The organism is Telluria sp. ZB4P36, assembly GCF_059685865.1.
Map to the genome: position 1 here is coordinate 1 of NZ_JCASIE010000037.1, position 15,008 is coordinate 15,008.

Consider the following 15,008-nt stretch of genomic DNA (forward strand, 5'->3'; position numbering starts at 1 on the left):
ACTGACCGTCGCTCATTGCTGAGCAACGTTAATACTTTTGTGAACATTTGATAATTTAAGTAATCAGCGACCGAAGTCACTGGCACCTTCATCAAACGCCCACACTTATCGACTGTTGATTGTTAAAGAACTCTTGTTCTGTGCTACCTTGCTGCACCGTACGAAGCGTTGTGTTCGTCAGCAGCAGAGAAGTGAGAGTATGCAGTGTTTCGTGTTCCTCGTCAACCCCTCGTCTCTTTCGCTATCGCTGCCTTACAAGCTGCTTTCGCGTCGGAGGAGTAAGACTATAGCAAACGCCGGCGGCACTTACAACGCCTGCGACTATGTTATCGTCGCGTTTTTTCCACCTTATCTTTCCGGCAATGCAGATTCCACCTATCGCGCCGATCGCCGACGCAGCCCTGTCGCAGGTCCTGGCCGAGGCCATTAATAACAAGACGAAACCGCTCGGCAGCCTCGGCCGCCTGGAGACGCTCGCGGCCCAGCTCGGACTGATCCAGCGCTCGGCAAGGGTCCGCATCAGCGATCCGGCCATCCTGGTATTTGCCGGCGACCACGGCGTGGTCGCAGAAGGCGTCTCGGCTTATCCGCAGGACGTCACCTGGCAGATGGTGGAGAATTTCCTCGCCAACGGCGCCGCCATCAATGTGTTCGCACGCCAGAACAACTGCGCGCTGCACGTCGTCGACGCCGGCGTCAAGCACGTGTTCGGCGAGCGCGCCGGCCTGCTCGACCGCAAGGTCGGCATGGGAACCCATAACTTCGCCAATGAAGCCGCAATGTCGCGCCTCGAACTGGACACCGCGCTGGAACACGGCATGGCCCTGGTGCGCGACCTCCCAGGTAACGTGGTCGGCTTCGGCGAGATGGGCATCGGTAACACGACCGCCGCCGCGGCCATCATGCACAAGCTCACCAGGCTGCCGCTGCCGCAATGCGTCGGCGCCGGCACGGGACTGTCGGCCGATGGCATCCAGCGCAAGCAGCAAGTCATCGCCGCCGCCGTCGAGCGCCATGCCGGCGCCGACGATCCGCTCGAGGTGCTGGCCACCTTCGGTGGTTTCGAGATCGCCATGATGAGCGGCGCGATGCTGAAGGCGGCCGAGCTCCGCAAAGTACTGCTGATCGACGGCTTCATCGTCACCAGTGCCCTGCTGGTCGCCGCGCGCCTGCAGCCGGCGATCCTCGACTACTGCGTCTTCGCCCACTGCTCGGACGAGAACGGCCATCGCCTGATGCTGGATGCACTCGGCGCGCAACCGCTGCTGCAGCTCGGCCTGCGGCTGGGCGAAGGCACCGGCAGCGCGCTGGCCCTGCCCCTGCTGCACGCGGCCGCCAACTTCATGAACGAGATGGCGACCTTCGCATCGGCGCAGGTCAGCACCGGCGCGCACTGACACATGCAGCAGTTGCGCCTGTTCTTCATCGCGGTCCAGTTCTTCACGCGCCTGCCGATTCCGCGCTGGGTCGGTTTCGAGCAGGAGTGGCTGCACCATGCGTCGCGCTACTTCCCGCTGGTCGGCATCGTGGTGGGCGCGATCGGCGCCGGCGTGTACGCCGCGTCCGCGCTGTTCGTCCCCGCGCCGGTCGCCGCCGTGCTCTCGACCGCAGCCACCATCTACGCCACCGGCGCCTTTCATGAGGACGGCTTCGCCGACACCTGCGATGGCCTCGGCGGCGGCATGACGCGCGAGCGCGTGCTCGAGATCATGAAGGATTCGCGTGTCGGCGCCTACGGCGCCATCGGCGTCGTGTGCATGCTCGGCACGAAGTGCACGGCACTTGCGATGCTGCCGCCCGCCAGCGCCATCGGCGCCCTGCTGCTTGCCCATCCGCTGTCGCGCCTCGCGGCGACCTCGCTCATCTGGCGCATGGAATATGCACGCGCCGAAGGCAAGGCCAAGCCGCTGGCCGAACGCATGACGACCGCGGAATTCGGCATCGCCTCGGTGACCGTGGCGATTGCCGCCCTGCTCCTGCTCGCCAGCGGCACACTCGACCTGCGCGCCGTACTCGCCGCCCTCCTCGGCGCCGGCGCCGCCAGCTGGTGGCTGGCCCGGAAGTTCGCGCAGCGCATCGGCGGCTATACCGGCGACTGCCTCGGCGCCGTCCAGCAACTGGCGGAAGCGTTCATCTACCTCGCCGTGCTGGCCACGCTCGGCCACGGCGCGCTGGCCTGAGCCATGCGGCTGGTCCTGGTCCGCCACCCGCAGCCGGACATTGCGCCCGGACTCTGCTACGGCAGGACCGATGTCGCCGCATCCGCGGCAGCGCTATCCCTCGTCACCGGCAAGCTGCGCGAGGCCTGCCTGCCCGGCGCGCTGCCGGTCTACGCGAGTCCGCTGACGCGCTGCGCCGCGCTTGCCGGCGCACTCGGCGTTCCCGTCACGCTCGACTCCCGCCTGGCCGAGATGGACTTCGGCGCCTGGGAGATGCGCAGCTGGGAGGACATCCCGCGCGCCGAGGTCGATGCCTGGGCGGCCGACCTCCTGCATTACCGACCCGGCGGCGGCGAAAACGTGCTCGACGTGGCCTGGCGCATCGCCGCCTTCCGCGATGCATTGCGCGCGTCGAGCCTGCCTGCCGCGCTGCTCGTCTGCCACGCCGGCACCATCCGCCTCCTGTGCGCCCTGCATGCCGGCGGCGGTCTCGAGCAGGCCGCGCTGCGTGCCGCTTCCAGTGCCCACCGCATCGCCTACGGTGAAGTCATCGAGCTGAAAGACTGACAACAGCTTCGGTCCTGCCCTATAATGGCGGCGTTTTGGTGCTCGCGGCCGTGTTCACGGCCGCAGTTAAACGGGAAACACGAAGCCCTTCAACAAGGCCAATGTGTGCTGCCCCCGCAACGGTAAGCAAGTGCCGCGCTCGATGAATGACCAGCGCGGCGAACCGTCTTCCATGACCACTGTGCACCTGCATGGGAAGGTCGGACGGCCATACTTGCCAGCCCGGATACCGGCCAAAAGGTGGAAGCGCGCCAGCGGTGCGCTTCTGTTCAATCTGGCCTACGGGGACGTCGGCTGGTTGTCTTTGAACGAGCATTTCATGAACTTACCTGTCACACGGCTTGCGGCCGCGACTTCGCTCGCAACTTCGCTTGCATTCGCCTTCGCTTCGCCTTCCCTCGCCCACAACTTCGATACCGTCGTCGTCACCGCCACCCGCATGCCGCAGCGCGAGGTCGACGTGATCGCCGACACCACCGTCATCCATGCCGACGAGATCGCGCGCTCCGGCGCCGGTTCGGTGGCCGACGTGCTGCGGCGCCAGCGCGGCATCGAAATCACCCGCAACGGCAGCGCCGGCGCGGCCACCAGCGTGTTCCTGCGCGGCGCCAACAGCAACGGGGTCGTGGTCCTGCTGGACGGCGTGCGCATCGGGTCCTCCACCAGCGGCGCCGCCGCCTGGAACGCGGTGCCGCTCGGCGCCATCGAACGCATCGAGGTCGTCTATGGACCGCTCAGCACCCTGTACGGCGCCGACGCGATCGGTGGCGTGATCCAGATCTTCACGCGCAAGGGAGACGGCGCGCCCACCGTCAGCGGCTCCGCCGGCGTTGGCAGCAACGCCACCCGCAAGCTCGATGCCAGCGTGTACGGCGCGGGCGGCGGCTTGCGCTACGCCTTCAGCGCCGGTCATGAAGAGTCGGATGGTTTCTCGGCCACGCGCCCGGGCGCCTTCGGCTTCAATCCGGACGAAGACGGCTACCGCCGCGGCAACGCCAACGGCCGGCTGTCCTATACCGTCGCGCCAGGCACCGAGATCGGCGCGCAGTTCCTCCACAGCGACTTGCGCGCCCAGTACGACAGCGGCAGCGCCGCTTACGATGTCCACAACAAGCAGGACCTGAACACGGCCGCGGTATATGCCAGCCGCCAGTTCACGCCGAACTGGCGCAGCACCCTGCAGTACGCCCGCTCGGATGACAATCTGGGCAGCTTCACCAGCGCCGCGGCGTCCGGCGCCAGCCAGATCGACACCCGCCAGGACGAGCTGTCCTGGCAAAACACCATCGCGCTCGGCCCCGATACCCTGCAGCTGCTGTACAGCCACCGGAAGGAGGAGGTGGAATCGAGCGCCACCGCCGCCCTGTCGCGCATCCGCATCACGAATTCCTACGCGGCCGCTTACTCGGCCAAGCGCGGCAAGCACCTGCTCGACCTCAGCGCCCGCCACGACCGCTCGGTCTACGGCAACAAGAATACCGGCGCCGCCGGCTATGGCTATGACTTCGGCCAGGGCTGGCGCGCCACTGCCAGCGTCGGCAGCAGCTTCCGCGCGCCCACCTTCAACGAGCTGTACTACCCCGGCTATGGCCTGCCGACCAACCGTCCGGAAAAAGGCCGCAACCGGGAAGCCGGACTGCGCTACGACGCCGGCAGCGTGCAACTCGATGCGAGCTACTTTCACAACCGCCTGACCGACATGATCGTCTCCGCGACGCCATGCCCGGGCCGCACCGGCAGCTGTGCCTACAACGTGAATCAAGCGAAGCTCGAGGGTCTCACGCTCGCGGCCCAAACCCGTGTCGGCAGCGTCAACCTGCGCGGCAGCGTGGATTGGCAGGATCCGAAGGACGAGACCACCGGCAAGCAGCTGGCGCGCCGCGCGAAGAAGCACGCCGGCATCCAGGCCGACAGCAGCTGGGGCAGGGTCAAGGCCGGCGCCGAACTGCAGCTCTCCGGCGAGCGCTTCGACGACGCCGCCAACCAGCGCCGCCTGGGCGGCTACGGCCTGCTCAACCTGTACACTAGCTGGCAATTCACGCCGGAGGTGTCGCTGCTGCTCCGCCTCGACAATGTCGCGGACAAGCAGTATGAGCTGGCCCGCAACTACGGCACCAGCGGACGCACCTGGTTCGCCGGCCTGCGCTACGGCATCCGCTGAGCGGACCACGATCGAGAAGGAGACGCATGCATCACCCCTTTCAACCGCAGCGCCGGCGCGCCATGCTCGTCATCGGCGCCCTGCTGCTGTGCGCCGTCGCCAGCCTGCTGTTCGCCGGCATGACGGGCTCGATCGCCGTGCCGCTGGCCGACGTTCCCGACGCCCTGCGCCAGCTGGCGCGCGGCGACGGCAATACGCTGGCGGCCTCGCTGATCGAGCTGCGCGCCAGCCGCGCGCTGACCGCCTTCGTCACCGGCGGCGCGCTGGCACTGGCCGGGGTGATGATGCAGGCGCTGCTGCGCAACCCGCTGGCCGATCCCTACGTGCTCGGCATCTCGGCCGGCGCGTCGGTCGGTGCCCTGCTGGCGCTGCTCCTGATGGCCGCCGCCATCGTGGTCGACCTGGCGGCGCTGGCCGGCGCGGTGGCGGTCTCGATGCTGCTCTACCTGCTGGCCCGGCGCGACTTGCGCGGCGGACTGGCGCAGGAAGGCGGTACCTCGACGTTGCTGCTGACCGGCGTGATCCTGTCCTCGGCCTGTATCGCCCTGGTGACCCTGATGCTCTCGATCGCGCCGGAAGGCCGGCTGCGCAGCATGATCTTCTGGATGATCGGCGACCTCGCCGGCGCACCGCTGCGCCTCGCGCCCTGGCTGGTGCTCGGCGCGGCCCTGCTGTATGCCCTGCGCAGCGCGCGCGCCATGAACATGGTCGCGCTGCATGCCGAAGCGGCCGCCACGCTCGGCATCCGCGTCGGCAGCCTGCGCAAGGGCCTGTTTTTCGTGTCGGGCGTGCTGACGGCCAGTGCCGTGACCAGCGCCGGGTCGGTCGGCTTCGTCGGGTTGATCGTCCCGCACGCCTGCCGCTTCGCCTTCGGCCCCGACCACCGCGTGCTGGTCCCGGCGGCGGTGCTGAGCGGCGGCAGCTTCCTGGTGCTGTGCGATACGCTCGCACGCACCATCATCGCACCCCAGCAGCTGCCGGTCGGCGCGATCACGGCGATCATCGGTGCGCCGGTGTTCCTTTACCAACTGCACCGCCTGAGGAGGTGACATGATCCGCACCGAACACCTCGACCTCAAGGCCGGCAGCCGCACCCTGGTCCGCCAGCTCGACTGGGCGGCCCGCCCCGGCGAATGCTGGAGCATCATCGGCCGCAACGGCGCCGGCAAGAGCACCCTGCTGCGCACGCTCGCCGGCCTGCACCGGCCGGACGGCGGTTCGGTCGTCGTCGGCGGCCGCAAGCTCGACGACTGGGCGCCGGAACAGCTGGCGCGCCAGCGCGCCTTCCTGGCGCAGTCGCGCCACGATGCCTTTTCGTACAGCGTGATCGAAACCGTGCTGTCGGCGCGCCATCCCTATCACGCCAACCGCTATTGGGAAGGCAGCGACGACCACCAGGCCGCCATGCGCGCCCTCGCGGCGATGGAAGTGCTCGAGCTGGCCGGCCGCGACGTGCGCACCCTGTCCGGCGGCGAGCGCCAGCGGGTCGCCATCGCCGCGCTGCTGGCCCAGGACACGCCCCTGCTGCTGCTCGACGAGCCGGCCAATGCCCTCGACCTGGCGCACCAGGTCAGCGTCATGGGCCTGCTGGCCGGCCTGTGCCGCGAGCAGGGCAAGATCGTGGTCATGGTCGGCCACGACCTGAACCTGGCCTACCGCATCTCCACCCACGCGCTGCTGTTGATGGGCGACGGCCGCTGGCAAGCCGGCACCGTCGACGCCACCATGCAGCCGGCCCTGCTGGGCGACTACCTCGGCCATCCGATCGACATGATCGAGCACGGCGGCCGCCGCATCTTCCTTCCTTTCGAGGCTAGCGCATGAACGACATGACTCCTGAAGAAACCGCGGCGCTGAACGAGCGCCACCGCCAGCGCATGGAGCGCAAGAAGGCCGTGATCGACGCAAAGATCGCGGCCGCCGACAAGGACATCGGCATCATCATCGTCAATACCGGCAACGGCAAGGGCAAGAGCTCGAGCGCCTTCGGCATGGTGACACGTGCGCTCGGCCATGGCATGAAGGTCGGCGTGGTCCAGTTCATCAAGGGCGCGATGTCGACCGGAGAAGAAAAATTCCTGCGCCGCTTCCCCGACGATGTCAGCTTCCATGCGATGGGCGAAGGCTATACCTGGGAAACCCAGGACCGCGAACGCGACATCGCCAAGGCAGGCGAAGCCTGGGAGCAGGCCAGGCGCTTCCTGCGCGACCCGGCCTATGGCATGGTGGTGCTCGACGAACTGAACATCGCGCTCAAGTACAAATACCTCGACGTGCACACCGTCATTGCCGACCTGCTCGACCGTCCGGACATGCAGCACGTGGTGGTGACCGGCCGCGCGGCGCCGCCGGAGCTGGTGGCGGTGGCGGACACCGTCACCGAGATGAACGTGGTCAAGCACGCCTTCAAGGCGGGCATTGCGGCGCAAGCCGGAACGGAGTGGTGACATGAACCGGGATCAGGGCGCCCGCGCCGTGCTGGTCGCGGCCATGGCATCTAGCCAGGGCAAGACCAGCGTCACTGCCGCGCTGGCGCGCAAGCTGTTGCGCCAGGGCCTGCGCGTGCGGGTGTTCAAATGCGGACCGGACTTCATCGACCCGATGATCCTGGAGCGTGCATCGGGCGCACCGGTCCATACGCTCGACCTGTGGATGGTCGGCGTCGAAGAATGCCGGCGCCGCCTGCACGACGCGGCGCGCGAAGCCGATGCGATCCTGATCGAGGGCGTCATGGGCCTGTACGACGGCTCGCCCTCGGCGGCGGACCTGGCGCGCGAGTTCGGCGTGCCGGTACTGGCGGTGATCGATGCCTCGGCCATGGCGCAAACCGCCGGGGCGGTGGCGCGCGGCCTGCGCGACTATGGCCCGGTCCAGCTGGCCGGCGTGGTCGCGAACCGCATCGCGAGCACAGGCCACGCCAATATGGTGGCCTCGTCCCTGCGCGACATTCCGCTGGTCGGCTGGCTGCCACGCCAGGAGACGCCGCTGCCGGAACGCCATCTGGGCCTGGTCCTGCCGGGCGAAGTCGAGGGCCTGGAAATGCTGCTCGACAAACTCGCGGACGAGCTGCACTTCAACGAGGCGGCCTGGGAGGCCCTGCCCTTGATGGCGCAATCGGCGCTGGAATGGCCGGACGTGGGTGGAATGCTGGACAAGAAGACCATCGCCGTCGCCCGCGACGCCGCCTTCTGCTTCCTCTACCCCGCCAACCTCGACCTGCTGGAAAAGATGGGCGCGCGCCTGCGCTACTTCTCGCCCCTGGCGGACGAGCCGGTGCCGGGCGACGCCGATGCCGTGTTCCTGCCCGGCGGTTATCCGGAACTGCACTGCGCCGAGTTGGCCCGGGCCGGGCAATGGCAGACCTCGATCCGCGCAACGCATGCGCGCGGCGTGCCGATCCTGGCCGAATGCGGCGGCATGATGGCGGTCGCCGAAGGCCTCATCGACACCGAAGGGCAGCGCTGGCCGATGGCCGGGCTGCTGCCGGGCGAAGTGCGCATGCAGCCGCGCCTGGCGGGCCTGGGCGCCCATGCCATGCCGACCGAGCAAGGTCCGGTGCGCGGCCATACCTTCCACTATTCCTCGCTGGAGTCGCCGGCCCCGGTACAGGCGCACACCATCAAGACCAGCAACGGGGCAAGGGGCGAAGCCGTGTACCGCATCGGCTCGCTTACCGCCTCCTACTTCCACGCCTATTTCTCGTCGAACCCGCCGGCCGTGGCGGCCCTGTTCAGCGGAGCTGCGCCGTGAGCCGCAGCCTGGTGCTGGGCGGGGCGCGCTCCGGCAAGAGCGCCCATGCCGAGCGGCTGGCGCAAGCCTCCGGCAAGGAAGTCATCTACGTCGCCACCTCGCGCGCCGGCGATGCCGAAATGGCGGCACGAATTGCCAACCACCGTGAACGCCGTCCCGCCCACTGGCAGACCGTCGAAGAAGAGCTGGCACTGGCTGCGGTACTGCGCGAATACTGCGCGCCGCAGCGCCTGGTGCTGGTCGACTGCCTGACGCTCTGGCTGAGCAACCTGATGTTCTGCGATGGCCGCGCCTGGCCCGAGGTGGGCGAAGTGGCGCTGCCGGAACGCTTCCACCAGGAGCGCGCGGCCTTGCTGGACCTGCTCGATAACGGTACCGCGGGCGACATCGTGTTCGTCTCGAACGAGGTCGGCATGGGCATCGTGCCCTGGGGCGCGGTGTCGCGCTGCTTCGCCGACGAGGCCGGCCGCCTGAACCAGGCGGTCGCGGCGCGGGTGGATCACGCAGTGTTCGTGGCCGCCGGGCTGCCGCTGGTGCTGAAAGGGAGGGCATGCTGAGCGGGCTGCCGCCGGTGCAGCTGGCCGCCCTGTTGGTCGCGGGCGTGCTGCTCGACCTGCTGCTGGGTGAGCCGCGCCGCTGGCATCCGCTGGTCGGTTTCGGCAGGCTCGCGCAGTGGCTCGAGCGCTGGCTGAACCGCGGCCGCTTGCGCTTCCCGCGCGGACTGCTGGCCTGGGTACTCGCCGTGCTGCCCCTTTCTTTGCTTGCCTGGCTGGCGGCGCAAGCTGCGGGTCTGTGGCTGCATGCCGTCCTGCTGTATGCCTGCATCGGACTGCGCAGCCTGCGCGAGCATACGATGCCGATCGTCGAGGCCCTGCGTGCGGGAGACATGGACACGGCGCGTACCCGCACTTCCTGGATCGTCAGCCGCGATACCGGCCATGCCCAGGAAGCCGACCTGGCCAAAGCCGGTGCCGAGTCGCTGCTCGAGAATGGCAACGACGCCGTGTTCGGGACGCTGTTCTGGTTCCTGGTGGCGGGCGGCGCCGGCGCCGTCCTGTTCCGGCTGGCGAACACGCTCGATGCGATGTGGGGTTACCGGAACGAGCGCTTCAATCTGTTCGGCCGGACTGCGGCGCGCATCGATGATGCGCTCAACTATGTGCCGGCGCGGCTGACCGCGCTGTCCTATGTCCTGCTGGCCGGAAGCGCACGCGCACGCGCATGGCAGTGCTGGCGCACCCAGGCCGGCGCATGGAGCAGCCCGAATGCCGGGCCGGTGATGGCGAGCGGCGCCGGCGCGCTCGGTGTGTCGCTCGGCGGCGCCGCCGTCTACGACGGACAGCTGGAGCAGCGCCCGCCCTTGGGGACGGGACCTGCGGCGACCGCAGCGGACATCGTGCGTGCCTGGCGCCTGGTCCTGCACACGACCCTGCTGTGGCTGGGTGTGGCCTGCGCCGCCGCGATCATGGTGCTGCGGTGGGGGCCGTATGCTTGAACACGGCGGCAATCTGCGCGACGCCGCGCGCCTGTATGGACGCGACGACTGGATCGACCTGTCGACCGGTATCAATCCCCATGGGTATCCGGCGCCGGTGCTTCCTGCCGATGCGTGGCACCGCCTGCCCGAGCCGGATCCGGCGCTGGTGGCGGCTGCATGCGCCTACTACGGCGCACCCGACTTGCTGCCGGTGGCAGGCACGCAGGCCGCGATCCAGGCGCTGCCCCGGCTGCGGGCTCCATCCCGCGTGACGGTCTCCGCCCCCTCGTATGCCGAGCACGCACATGCCTGGGGCAAGCAGGGACACGCGCTGCGGCTGGCCGCCTATGCGGAGCTGGACACCGCGATCGACAGCAGCGAGGTCGTGGTGGTCGTCAATCCGAACAACCCGACCGGCGAGGCGATCGCGCCCGAGCGCCTGCTGGAATGGGCCGCGCGCCTGGGTGCGCGCGGCGGCTGGCTGGTCGTCGACGAGGCCTTCGGCGACACCGATCCGGCGCTGAGCGTCGCCGCGCATGCGGGCCAGTCCGGCCTGATCGTCCTGCGCTCGGTCGGCAAGTTCTTCGGGCTGGCCGGGCTGCGGCTGGGATTCGTCGGGGCCGATGCCCCGAGGCTGCGGGCGCTGGCAGACCTGCTGGGGCCATGGGCCGTCAGCGGTCCGGCCCAGGCCGTGGCGCTGGAGGCGCTGCGCGACCTGGACTGGCAGCGGGCAACGGACGGCCGGCTGCAGGCCGCGGGCCGGCGAATGCGCGCGCTCCTGGCAAGGCACGGCATCCGGGCGGCGGGCACCCCGCTGTTCCACTGGTGGCCGGAAGCGCAGCCGGAAGCATTTCACGCACACATGGCAAGCCACGGCATCTGGTGCCGCCTGTTCCGCGAGGCCGCGCGCGGCATCCGGATCGGCTTGCCGCCGAACGAAGCCGGTTGGCAAAGGCTGGAAGGAGCACTGCAGGAATGGAGCAATCAATGAAACGGATGATGGTCCTCGCCATGCTGGCCGCCACGCCGCTGGCGGGCGCGGTGACGGTGCGCGACGACGCGGGCAATGCGGTGACGCTCGAGAAACCCGCCGCGCGCGTGATCTCGATGGCGCCGCACGTGACCGAGGTCTTGTTTGCCGCGGGCGGCGGCAGCCGCATCGTCGGCGCGGTCAACTACAGCGATTACCCGGAAGCCGCGAAGAGCATCCCGCGCATCGGCACGAACCGCGAAATCGACCTCGAACGCGTCATCAGCATGAAGCCCGACCTCATCGTCGCCTGGATGCACAACAGTTCCGAACGCCAGATCGAGATGGTGCGCAAACTGGGCGTACCGGTATTCCTGAGCGATCCGCAAACCCTGGACGGGATTCCGGACAACGTGGCGCGCCTCGGCCAGCTGATGGGAACGGAGGCCGTCGCCAACCCGGCCGCCGCGGAATTGCGCAGGCAGCTGGCAGGCCTGCGCGCCCGCTATGCGGGACGCCCGCCGGTGCGCACCTTCTACCAGGTGTGGGACAAGCCGCTGTACACCCTCAGCGGCAGGCACATCATCACCGACGCGCTGCGCCTGTGCGGCGGCGAGAACATCTTCGAGAAGCTGACGGTCACCGCCCCGGTCGTGTCGGTCGAAAGCGTGCTGCAAGCGGATCCGGAAGCGGTGTTCGGCACCGCCGAGAAGAACTACGGCGGCGTCAGCCTGTGGAAACCCTACACCACCCTGAGCGCGACGCGCAGGGACAACCTGTTCACTGTGGACGGCGACCTGCTCAACCGCGCGGGACCACGCATGATTGCGGGAACCGCCATCCTGTGCGAGAAACTCGAGCTGGCACGCCGGCACCGCAACCCATGAGCGGCCTGCCCTTCCGTACCCTGATGGTGCAGGGAACCACTTCGGACGCCGGCAAGAGCACGGTGGTGGCGGCCCTGTGCCGGCTGCTGCTGCGGCGGGGCCTGCGGGTGGCGCCGTTCAAGCCGCAGAACATGGCGCTCAACAGCGCGGTCACGGCGGACGGCGGCGAGATCGGGCGCGCCCAGGCATTGCAGGCGGTCGCCGCCGGCGTGGCGCCGCATACCGACATGAATCCGGTCCTGCTCAAGCCCTCGAGCGACATCGGCGCCCAGGTGATCATCCACGGCCGCGTGCGTGCCGAGATGAACGCACGCGACTACCACCAGTACAAGACCGTCGCCATGGCGGCGGTGCTGGAATCGCACACGCGGCTGCTGGCGCAGTACGAGGCGGTGGTGGTCGAAGGCGCGGGCAGTCCGGCCGAAATCAATCTGCGCGACCGCGACATTGCGAACATGGGCTTCGCGGAGGCGGTCGACTGCCCGGTGATCCTGGTGGCGGACATCGACCGCGGCGGCGTGTTCGCCCACATCGTCGGCACCCTGGCCTGTTTGTCCGAGTCCGAGCGTGGGCGGATCGCCGGTTTCGTCATCAACCGCTTTCGGGGCGATATCGCACTGCTTGAGCCGGGCCTCGACTGGCTGGAACAGCAGACCGGCAAGCCGGTGCTCGGCGTCTTGCCCTACCTGCACGGCATGTACCTGGACGCGGAAGACGCCGTGCAGCAGGCGCAGCCGAGCCAGGGGCGCTTCCGCATCGTGGTCCCGAGCCTGCCGCGCATGAGCAACCACACCGACTTCGATGCGCTGCGAGCGCACCCGGACGTCGACCTGCGCTTCGTGCGCGCGGGCGAAGCGATGCCGGCGGCCGACCTCGTGATCCTACCGGGCAGCAAAAACACGCGCGGCGACCTTGCATGGCTGCGCTCGGAAGGCTGGCCTGCGCAGCTGGCGCGGCACCTGCGCTATGGCGGCAAGGTGATCGGCATCTGCGGGGGCTTTCAGATGCTCGGCCGCTGCGTGGCGGATCCGCACGGCGTGGAGGGCAGCGCGGGTAGCTCGGAGGGGCTTGGACTGCTCGACATCGAGACCGAACTGGCGCGAGAAAAGCGGCTGGCGCTGATCAGTGGGCAGGCAAGCCTGGGCGGCAGGACGCCGTTTGCAGTGCGCGGCTATGAAATCCACATGGGCGTCTCAACCGGCGCGGCCATGGACAGGCCGGCCTTCGTGATCGATGGGCGCAGCGAAGGGGCATGTTCCGCCGACGATCAGGTGCTGGGCACCTACCTGCACGGCGTGTTCGATCATCCTGAGGCCGGCGCGGCACTGCTGGCCTGGGCCGGGCTGGCGTCGCAGCACGTGGTCGACACTGCCGCCCTGCGCGAAGCGAGCATCGACCGCATCGCCGACGCGACCGCGCCCGTCCTCGACAGGCTGCTGTCGCTCATGCGTGCGGGTGGCGCTCAATAGGGCTGGGGTATTTTAGAGAGCGCGTAGTTCGAGGTCACCAGGCCCTTTAGCAGAACGAGGTCGCTTGAGGCGAACAGGCTGAACGGCCGCGTCTGGCGCTGCCCGCCGTGTTCATCGAGCCGGCGCGGAACGCCGGTCGACACGACGAGCGGTTCGCCATTGCGGATCAGCAGGGCTTCGGGCCGCGCGGTATTGCTGTTGACATCGACGGCCCAGACTTTCCCGTCGTGGAGGGCGGTGACGCCGTCGACCAGGGTATGGCCGACGACGATCGCTTTGGCGCCGAAGTGCGACAGCACCTCGCTGATCTGGGCGCCGGTCGCGCGCGCGTAGCGGTGGTCCGCATCCTCGAGATAGCCGCGGTATTGGGTCAGGCCCATCGGCCCGATCACGGCGTCCAGTTCCGCCTTGCCGGGCATGTCGCCGGACCAGTAGCGCCGCATCGCACTGTTCAGGTTATTCACCGTGAAGCCGATATCGGCGACCTGCGGATGCACGCCCCCGTGGGTGATCACCATGCGGCCGCTCTTGATAATCACCGGCTGCAGGCGCAGCCAGTGGCCAATCACGGTGTCCGGGCCGAAGGCGTCGACGTGACCGCCCATGCGCGTCATCGCATACAGGTGGTCGCGGTTGGCGCGTGAGATATTCCCGCGTAGTACATACTGTTCATGGTTCCCGAGCACGAGATGGACGCTGCCGCCGGCGTCCTGGGCTTGCAGGCTGAGCGTGTACAAACGCCACAGGACGGCGAACACGTCTCGGCCGCGGTCGACGGCATCGCCGGCGATCACCAGGTGGTTGTGGCCGTAGGTCCAGTTACCTTCAGCATCAGTGACGGCGAGCGACTTGAGGGCTGCGTCGAGGAAGCGCGCATTCCCCTCGATATCGCTGAGGATGAGCGTATCGGCCGGCGTATCGAATACGGCGTCCGGGACAGTGGGCTTACGCGCCACCGGGAAGTCGTGCCGCTTACCCGCGCAATCGATCGACAGCTCGGCGCCCGAACCCGCCAGGTGCTCGACCTTGTCTTCGCAAAACCAGGTCGCGGCCCAGGCGCCGTTCGCTGTGCGGCGGATAATCGGACCGTCGAGGAATCCCTGCATGCGGACCTGGTCACCTGTACCGGCGAACGTATTGAGGCCAGCCATGCCCACGCCGATGGGGATCAGGAGACGCTGATGGGCGCCGGCTTCGGTCAACTCGACCCGGGCGTTGGAGAGCGCAATACCGAACGCAATCACGAGTACCGAAACCGCAACCAGGATGCCACGCAGGAGATAAGTACGCGCCTTCTTCATTGGCGTTTTCAGTAGAAGGGAAAACAAGAAGTGTAGCGCAGTAAAAGCGATCAATGACCGAATATGGCCGCAGGCCTGTCATTACATGCGGGCGGGATAAGGCGGGCGCACAAAGCAAAAAACCCCACCAGGATCACCTGGTGGGGTTTCTCTTATAACTAGCCTGACGATAACCTACTTTCACACTGGTTGCAGCACTATCATCGGCGCAAAGTCGTTTCACGGTCCTGTTCGGGATGGGAAGGGGTGGGACCGACTTGCTATGGT

General features: G+C 68.1%; 14 protein-coding genes, 1 rRNA gene and 1 riboswitch. Of the genes, 13 read left to right on the forward strand and 2 right to left on the reverse strand.

Going from position 1 to position 15,008, the window contains the following annotated elements; genetic code table 11:
• The first annotated feature begins 362 nt into the window (after positions 1-362).
• The 13 genes from cobT (at position 363) to AC56LK_RS24860 (ending at position 13,440) form a co-directional block, all read left to right on the forward strand.
• Positions 363-1,397 carry a nicotinate-nucleotide--dimethylbenzimidazole phosphoribosyltransferase gene (cobT, locus tag AC56LK_RS24800; RefSeq protein ID WP_497187113.1) on the forward strand — a complete coding sequence of 345 codons (1,035 nt, stop codon included), beginning with the start codon at positions 363-365 and terminating at the stop codon, positions 1,395-1,397.
• 3 nt (positions 1,398-1,400) lie between these two features.
• Positions 1,401-2,180 carry an adenosylcobinamide-GDP ribazoletransferase gene (locus tag AC56LK_RS24805; protein ID WP_497187114.1) on the forward strand — a complete coding sequence of 260 codons (780 nt, stop codon included), beginning with the start codon at positions 1,401-1,403 and terminating at the stop codon, positions 2,178-2,180.
• Positions 2,181-2,183: 3 nt separating this feature from the next.
• The gene (locus AC56LK_RS24810) at positions 2,184-2,726 is read left to right on the forward strand and encodes a histidine phosphatase family protein (protein ID WP_497187115.1); all 543 of its coding nucleotides are present in this window, start codon (positions 2,184-2,186) and stop codon (positions 2,724-2,726) included.
• 19 nt (positions 2,727-2,745) lie between these two features.
• Positions 2,746-2,978, forward strand: a riboswitch (cobalamin riboswitch).
• A 67-nt stretch (positions 2,979-3,045) separates the two neighbouring features.
• Positions 3,046-4,887 (forward strand): TonB-dependent receptor domain-containing protein, encoded by a 1,842-nt coding sequence (locus AC56LK_RS24815; RefSeq protein WP_497187116.1) that lies wholly within the window; start codon positions 3,046-3,048, stop codon positions 4,885-4,887.
• A gap of 26 nt (positions 4,888-4,913) precedes the next feature.
• Positions 4,914-5,936, forward strand: a complete 1,023-nt coding sequence (locus AC56LK_RS24820) for a FecCD family ABC transporter permease (protein WP_497187117.1) — start codon at positions 4,914-4,916, stop codon at positions 5,934-5,936.
• A gap of 1 nt (position 5,937) precedes the next feature.
• Positions 5,938-6,711, forward strand: a complete 774-nt coding sequence (locus AC56LK_RS24825) for an ABC transporter ATP-binding protein (protein WP_497187118.1) — start codon at positions 5,938-5,940, stop codon at positions 6,709-6,711.
• The gene (gene cobO, locus AC56LK_RS24830) at positions 6,708-7,334 is read left to right on the forward strand and encodes a cob(I)yrinic acid a,c-diamide adenosyltransferase (protein ID WP_497187119.1); all 627 of its coding nucleotides are present in this window, start codon (positions 6,708-6,710) and stop codon (positions 7,332-7,334) included. The genes AC56LK_RS24825 and cobO overlap by 4 nt, the downstream gene beginning before the upstream one ends.
• 1 nt (position 7,335) lies before the next feature.
• Positions 7,336-8,637: a cobyrinic acid a,c-diamide synthase CobB gene (locus AC56LK_RS24835; RefSeq protein WP_497187120.1), complete on the forward strand. Its 1,302-nt coding sequence runs from the start codon at positions 7,336-7,338 to the stop codon at positions 8,635-8,637.
• Positions 8,634-9,194, forward strand: coding sequence for a bifunctional adenosylcobinamide kinase/adenosylcobinamide-phosphate guanylyltransferase (cobU, locus tag AC56LK_RS24840; RefSeq protein ID WP_497187121.1), 561 nt, complete (start codon positions 8,634-8,636; stop codon positions 9,192-9,194). Before AC56LK_RS24835 ends, cobU begins: the two co-directional genes overlap by 4 nt.
• On the forward strand, positions 9,188-10,132 hold the full coding sequence (cbiB, locus tag AC56LK_RS24845; protein WP_497187122.1) for an adenosylcobinamide-phosphate synthase CbiB: 945 nt from the start codon (positions 9,188-9,190) through the stop codon (positions 10,130-10,132). Before cobU ends, cbiB begins: the two co-directional genes overlap by 7 nt.
• The gene (gene cobD, locus AC56LK_RS24850) at positions 10,125-11,105 is read left to right on the forward strand and encodes a threonine-phosphate decarboxylase CobD (protein ID WP_497187123.1); all 981 of its coding nucleotides are present in this window, start codon (positions 10,125-10,127) and stop codon (positions 11,103-11,105) included. The genes cbiB and cobD overlap by 8 nt, the downstream gene beginning before the upstream one ends.
• Positions 11,102-11,971: a cobalamin-binding protein gene (locus tag AC56LK_RS24855; protein WP_497187124.1), complete on the forward strand. Its 870-nt coding sequence runs from the start codon at positions 11,102-11,104 to the stop codon at positions 11,969-11,971. The genes cobD and AC56LK_RS24855 overlap by 4 nt, the downstream gene beginning before the upstream one ends.
• On the forward strand, positions 11,968-13,440 hold the full coding sequence (locus AC56LK_RS24860; protein ID WP_497187125.1) for a cobyric acid synthase: 1,473 nt from the start codon (positions 11,968-11,970) through the stop codon (positions 13,438-13,440). Before AC56LK_RS24855 ends, AC56LK_RS24860 begins: the two co-directional genes overlap by 4 nt.
• Here the strand turns inward: AC56LK_RS24860 and AC56LK_RS24865 are convergent.
• The gene (locus AC56LK_RS24865) at positions 13,434-14,741 is read right to left on the reverse strand and encodes a metallophosphoesterase (RefSeq protein WP_497187126.1); all 1,308 of its coding nucleotides are present in this window, start codon (positions 14,739-14,741) and stop codon (positions 13,434-13,436) included. The genes AC56LK_RS24860 and AC56LK_RS24865 overlap by 7 nt on opposite strands.
• Positions 14,742-14,902: 161 nt before the next feature.
• Positions 14,903-15,008: ribosomal RNA gene (rrf, locus tag AC56LK_RS24870) — 5S ribosomal RNA — on the reverse strand; the annotation flags it as partial.

Excerpts from the sequence above, each read along its gene's own strand:
- cobT (WP_497187113.1), top strand. The coding sequence starts at position 363 with ATGCAGATTCCACCTATCGCGCCGATCGCCGACGCAGCCCTGTCGCAG.
- AC56LK_RS24805 (WP_497187114.1), top strand. The coding sequence starts at position 1,401 with ATGCAGCAGTTGCGCCTGTTCTTCATCGCGGTCCAGTTCTTCACGCGC.
- AC56LK_RS24810 (WP_497187115.1), top strand. The coding sequence starts at position 2,184 with ATGCGGCTGGTCCTGGTCCGCCACCCGCAGCCGGACATTGCGCCCGGA.
- AC56LK_RS24815 (WP_497187116.1), top strand. The coding sequence starts at position 3,046 with ATGAACTTACCTGTCACACGGCTTGCGGCCGCGACTTCGCTCGCAACT.
- AC56LK_RS24820 (WP_497187117.1), top strand. The coding sequence starts at position 4,914 with ATGCATCACCCCTTTCAACCGCAGCGCCGGCGCGCCATGCTCGTCATC.
- AC56LK_RS24825 (WP_497187118.1), top strand. The coding sequence starts at position 5,938 with ATGATCCGCACCGAACACCTCGACCTCAAGGCCGGCAGCCGCACCCTG.
- cobO (WP_497187119.1), top strand. The coding sequence starts at position 6,708 with ATGAACGACATGACTCCTGAAGAAACCGCGGCGCTGAACGAGCGCCAC.
- AC56LK_RS24835 (WP_497187120.1), top strand. The coding sequence starts at position 7,336 with ATGAACCGGGATCAGGGCGCCCGCGCCGTGCTGGTCGCGGCCATGGCA.
- cbiB (WP_497187122.1), top strand. The coding sequence starts at position 9,188 with ATGCTGAGCGGGCTGCCGCCGGTGCAGCTGGCCGCCCTGTTGGTCGCG.
- cobD (WP_497187123.1), top strand. The coding sequence starts at position 10,125 with ATGCTTGAACACGGCGGCAATCTGCGCGACGCCGCGCGCCTGTATGGA.
- AC56LK_RS24855 (WP_497187124.1), top strand. The coding sequence starts at position 11,102 with ATGAAACGGATGATGGTCCTCGCCATGCTGGCCGCCACGCCGCTGGCG.
- AC56LK_RS24860 (WP_497187125.1), top strand. The coding sequence starts at position 11,968 with ATGAGCGGCCTGCCCTTCCGTACCCTGATGGTGCAGGGAACCACTTCG.
- AC56LK_RS24865 (WP_497187126.1), bottom strand. The coding sequence starts at position 14,741 with ATGAAGAAGGCGCGTACTTATCTCCTGCGTGGCATCCTGGTTGCGGTT.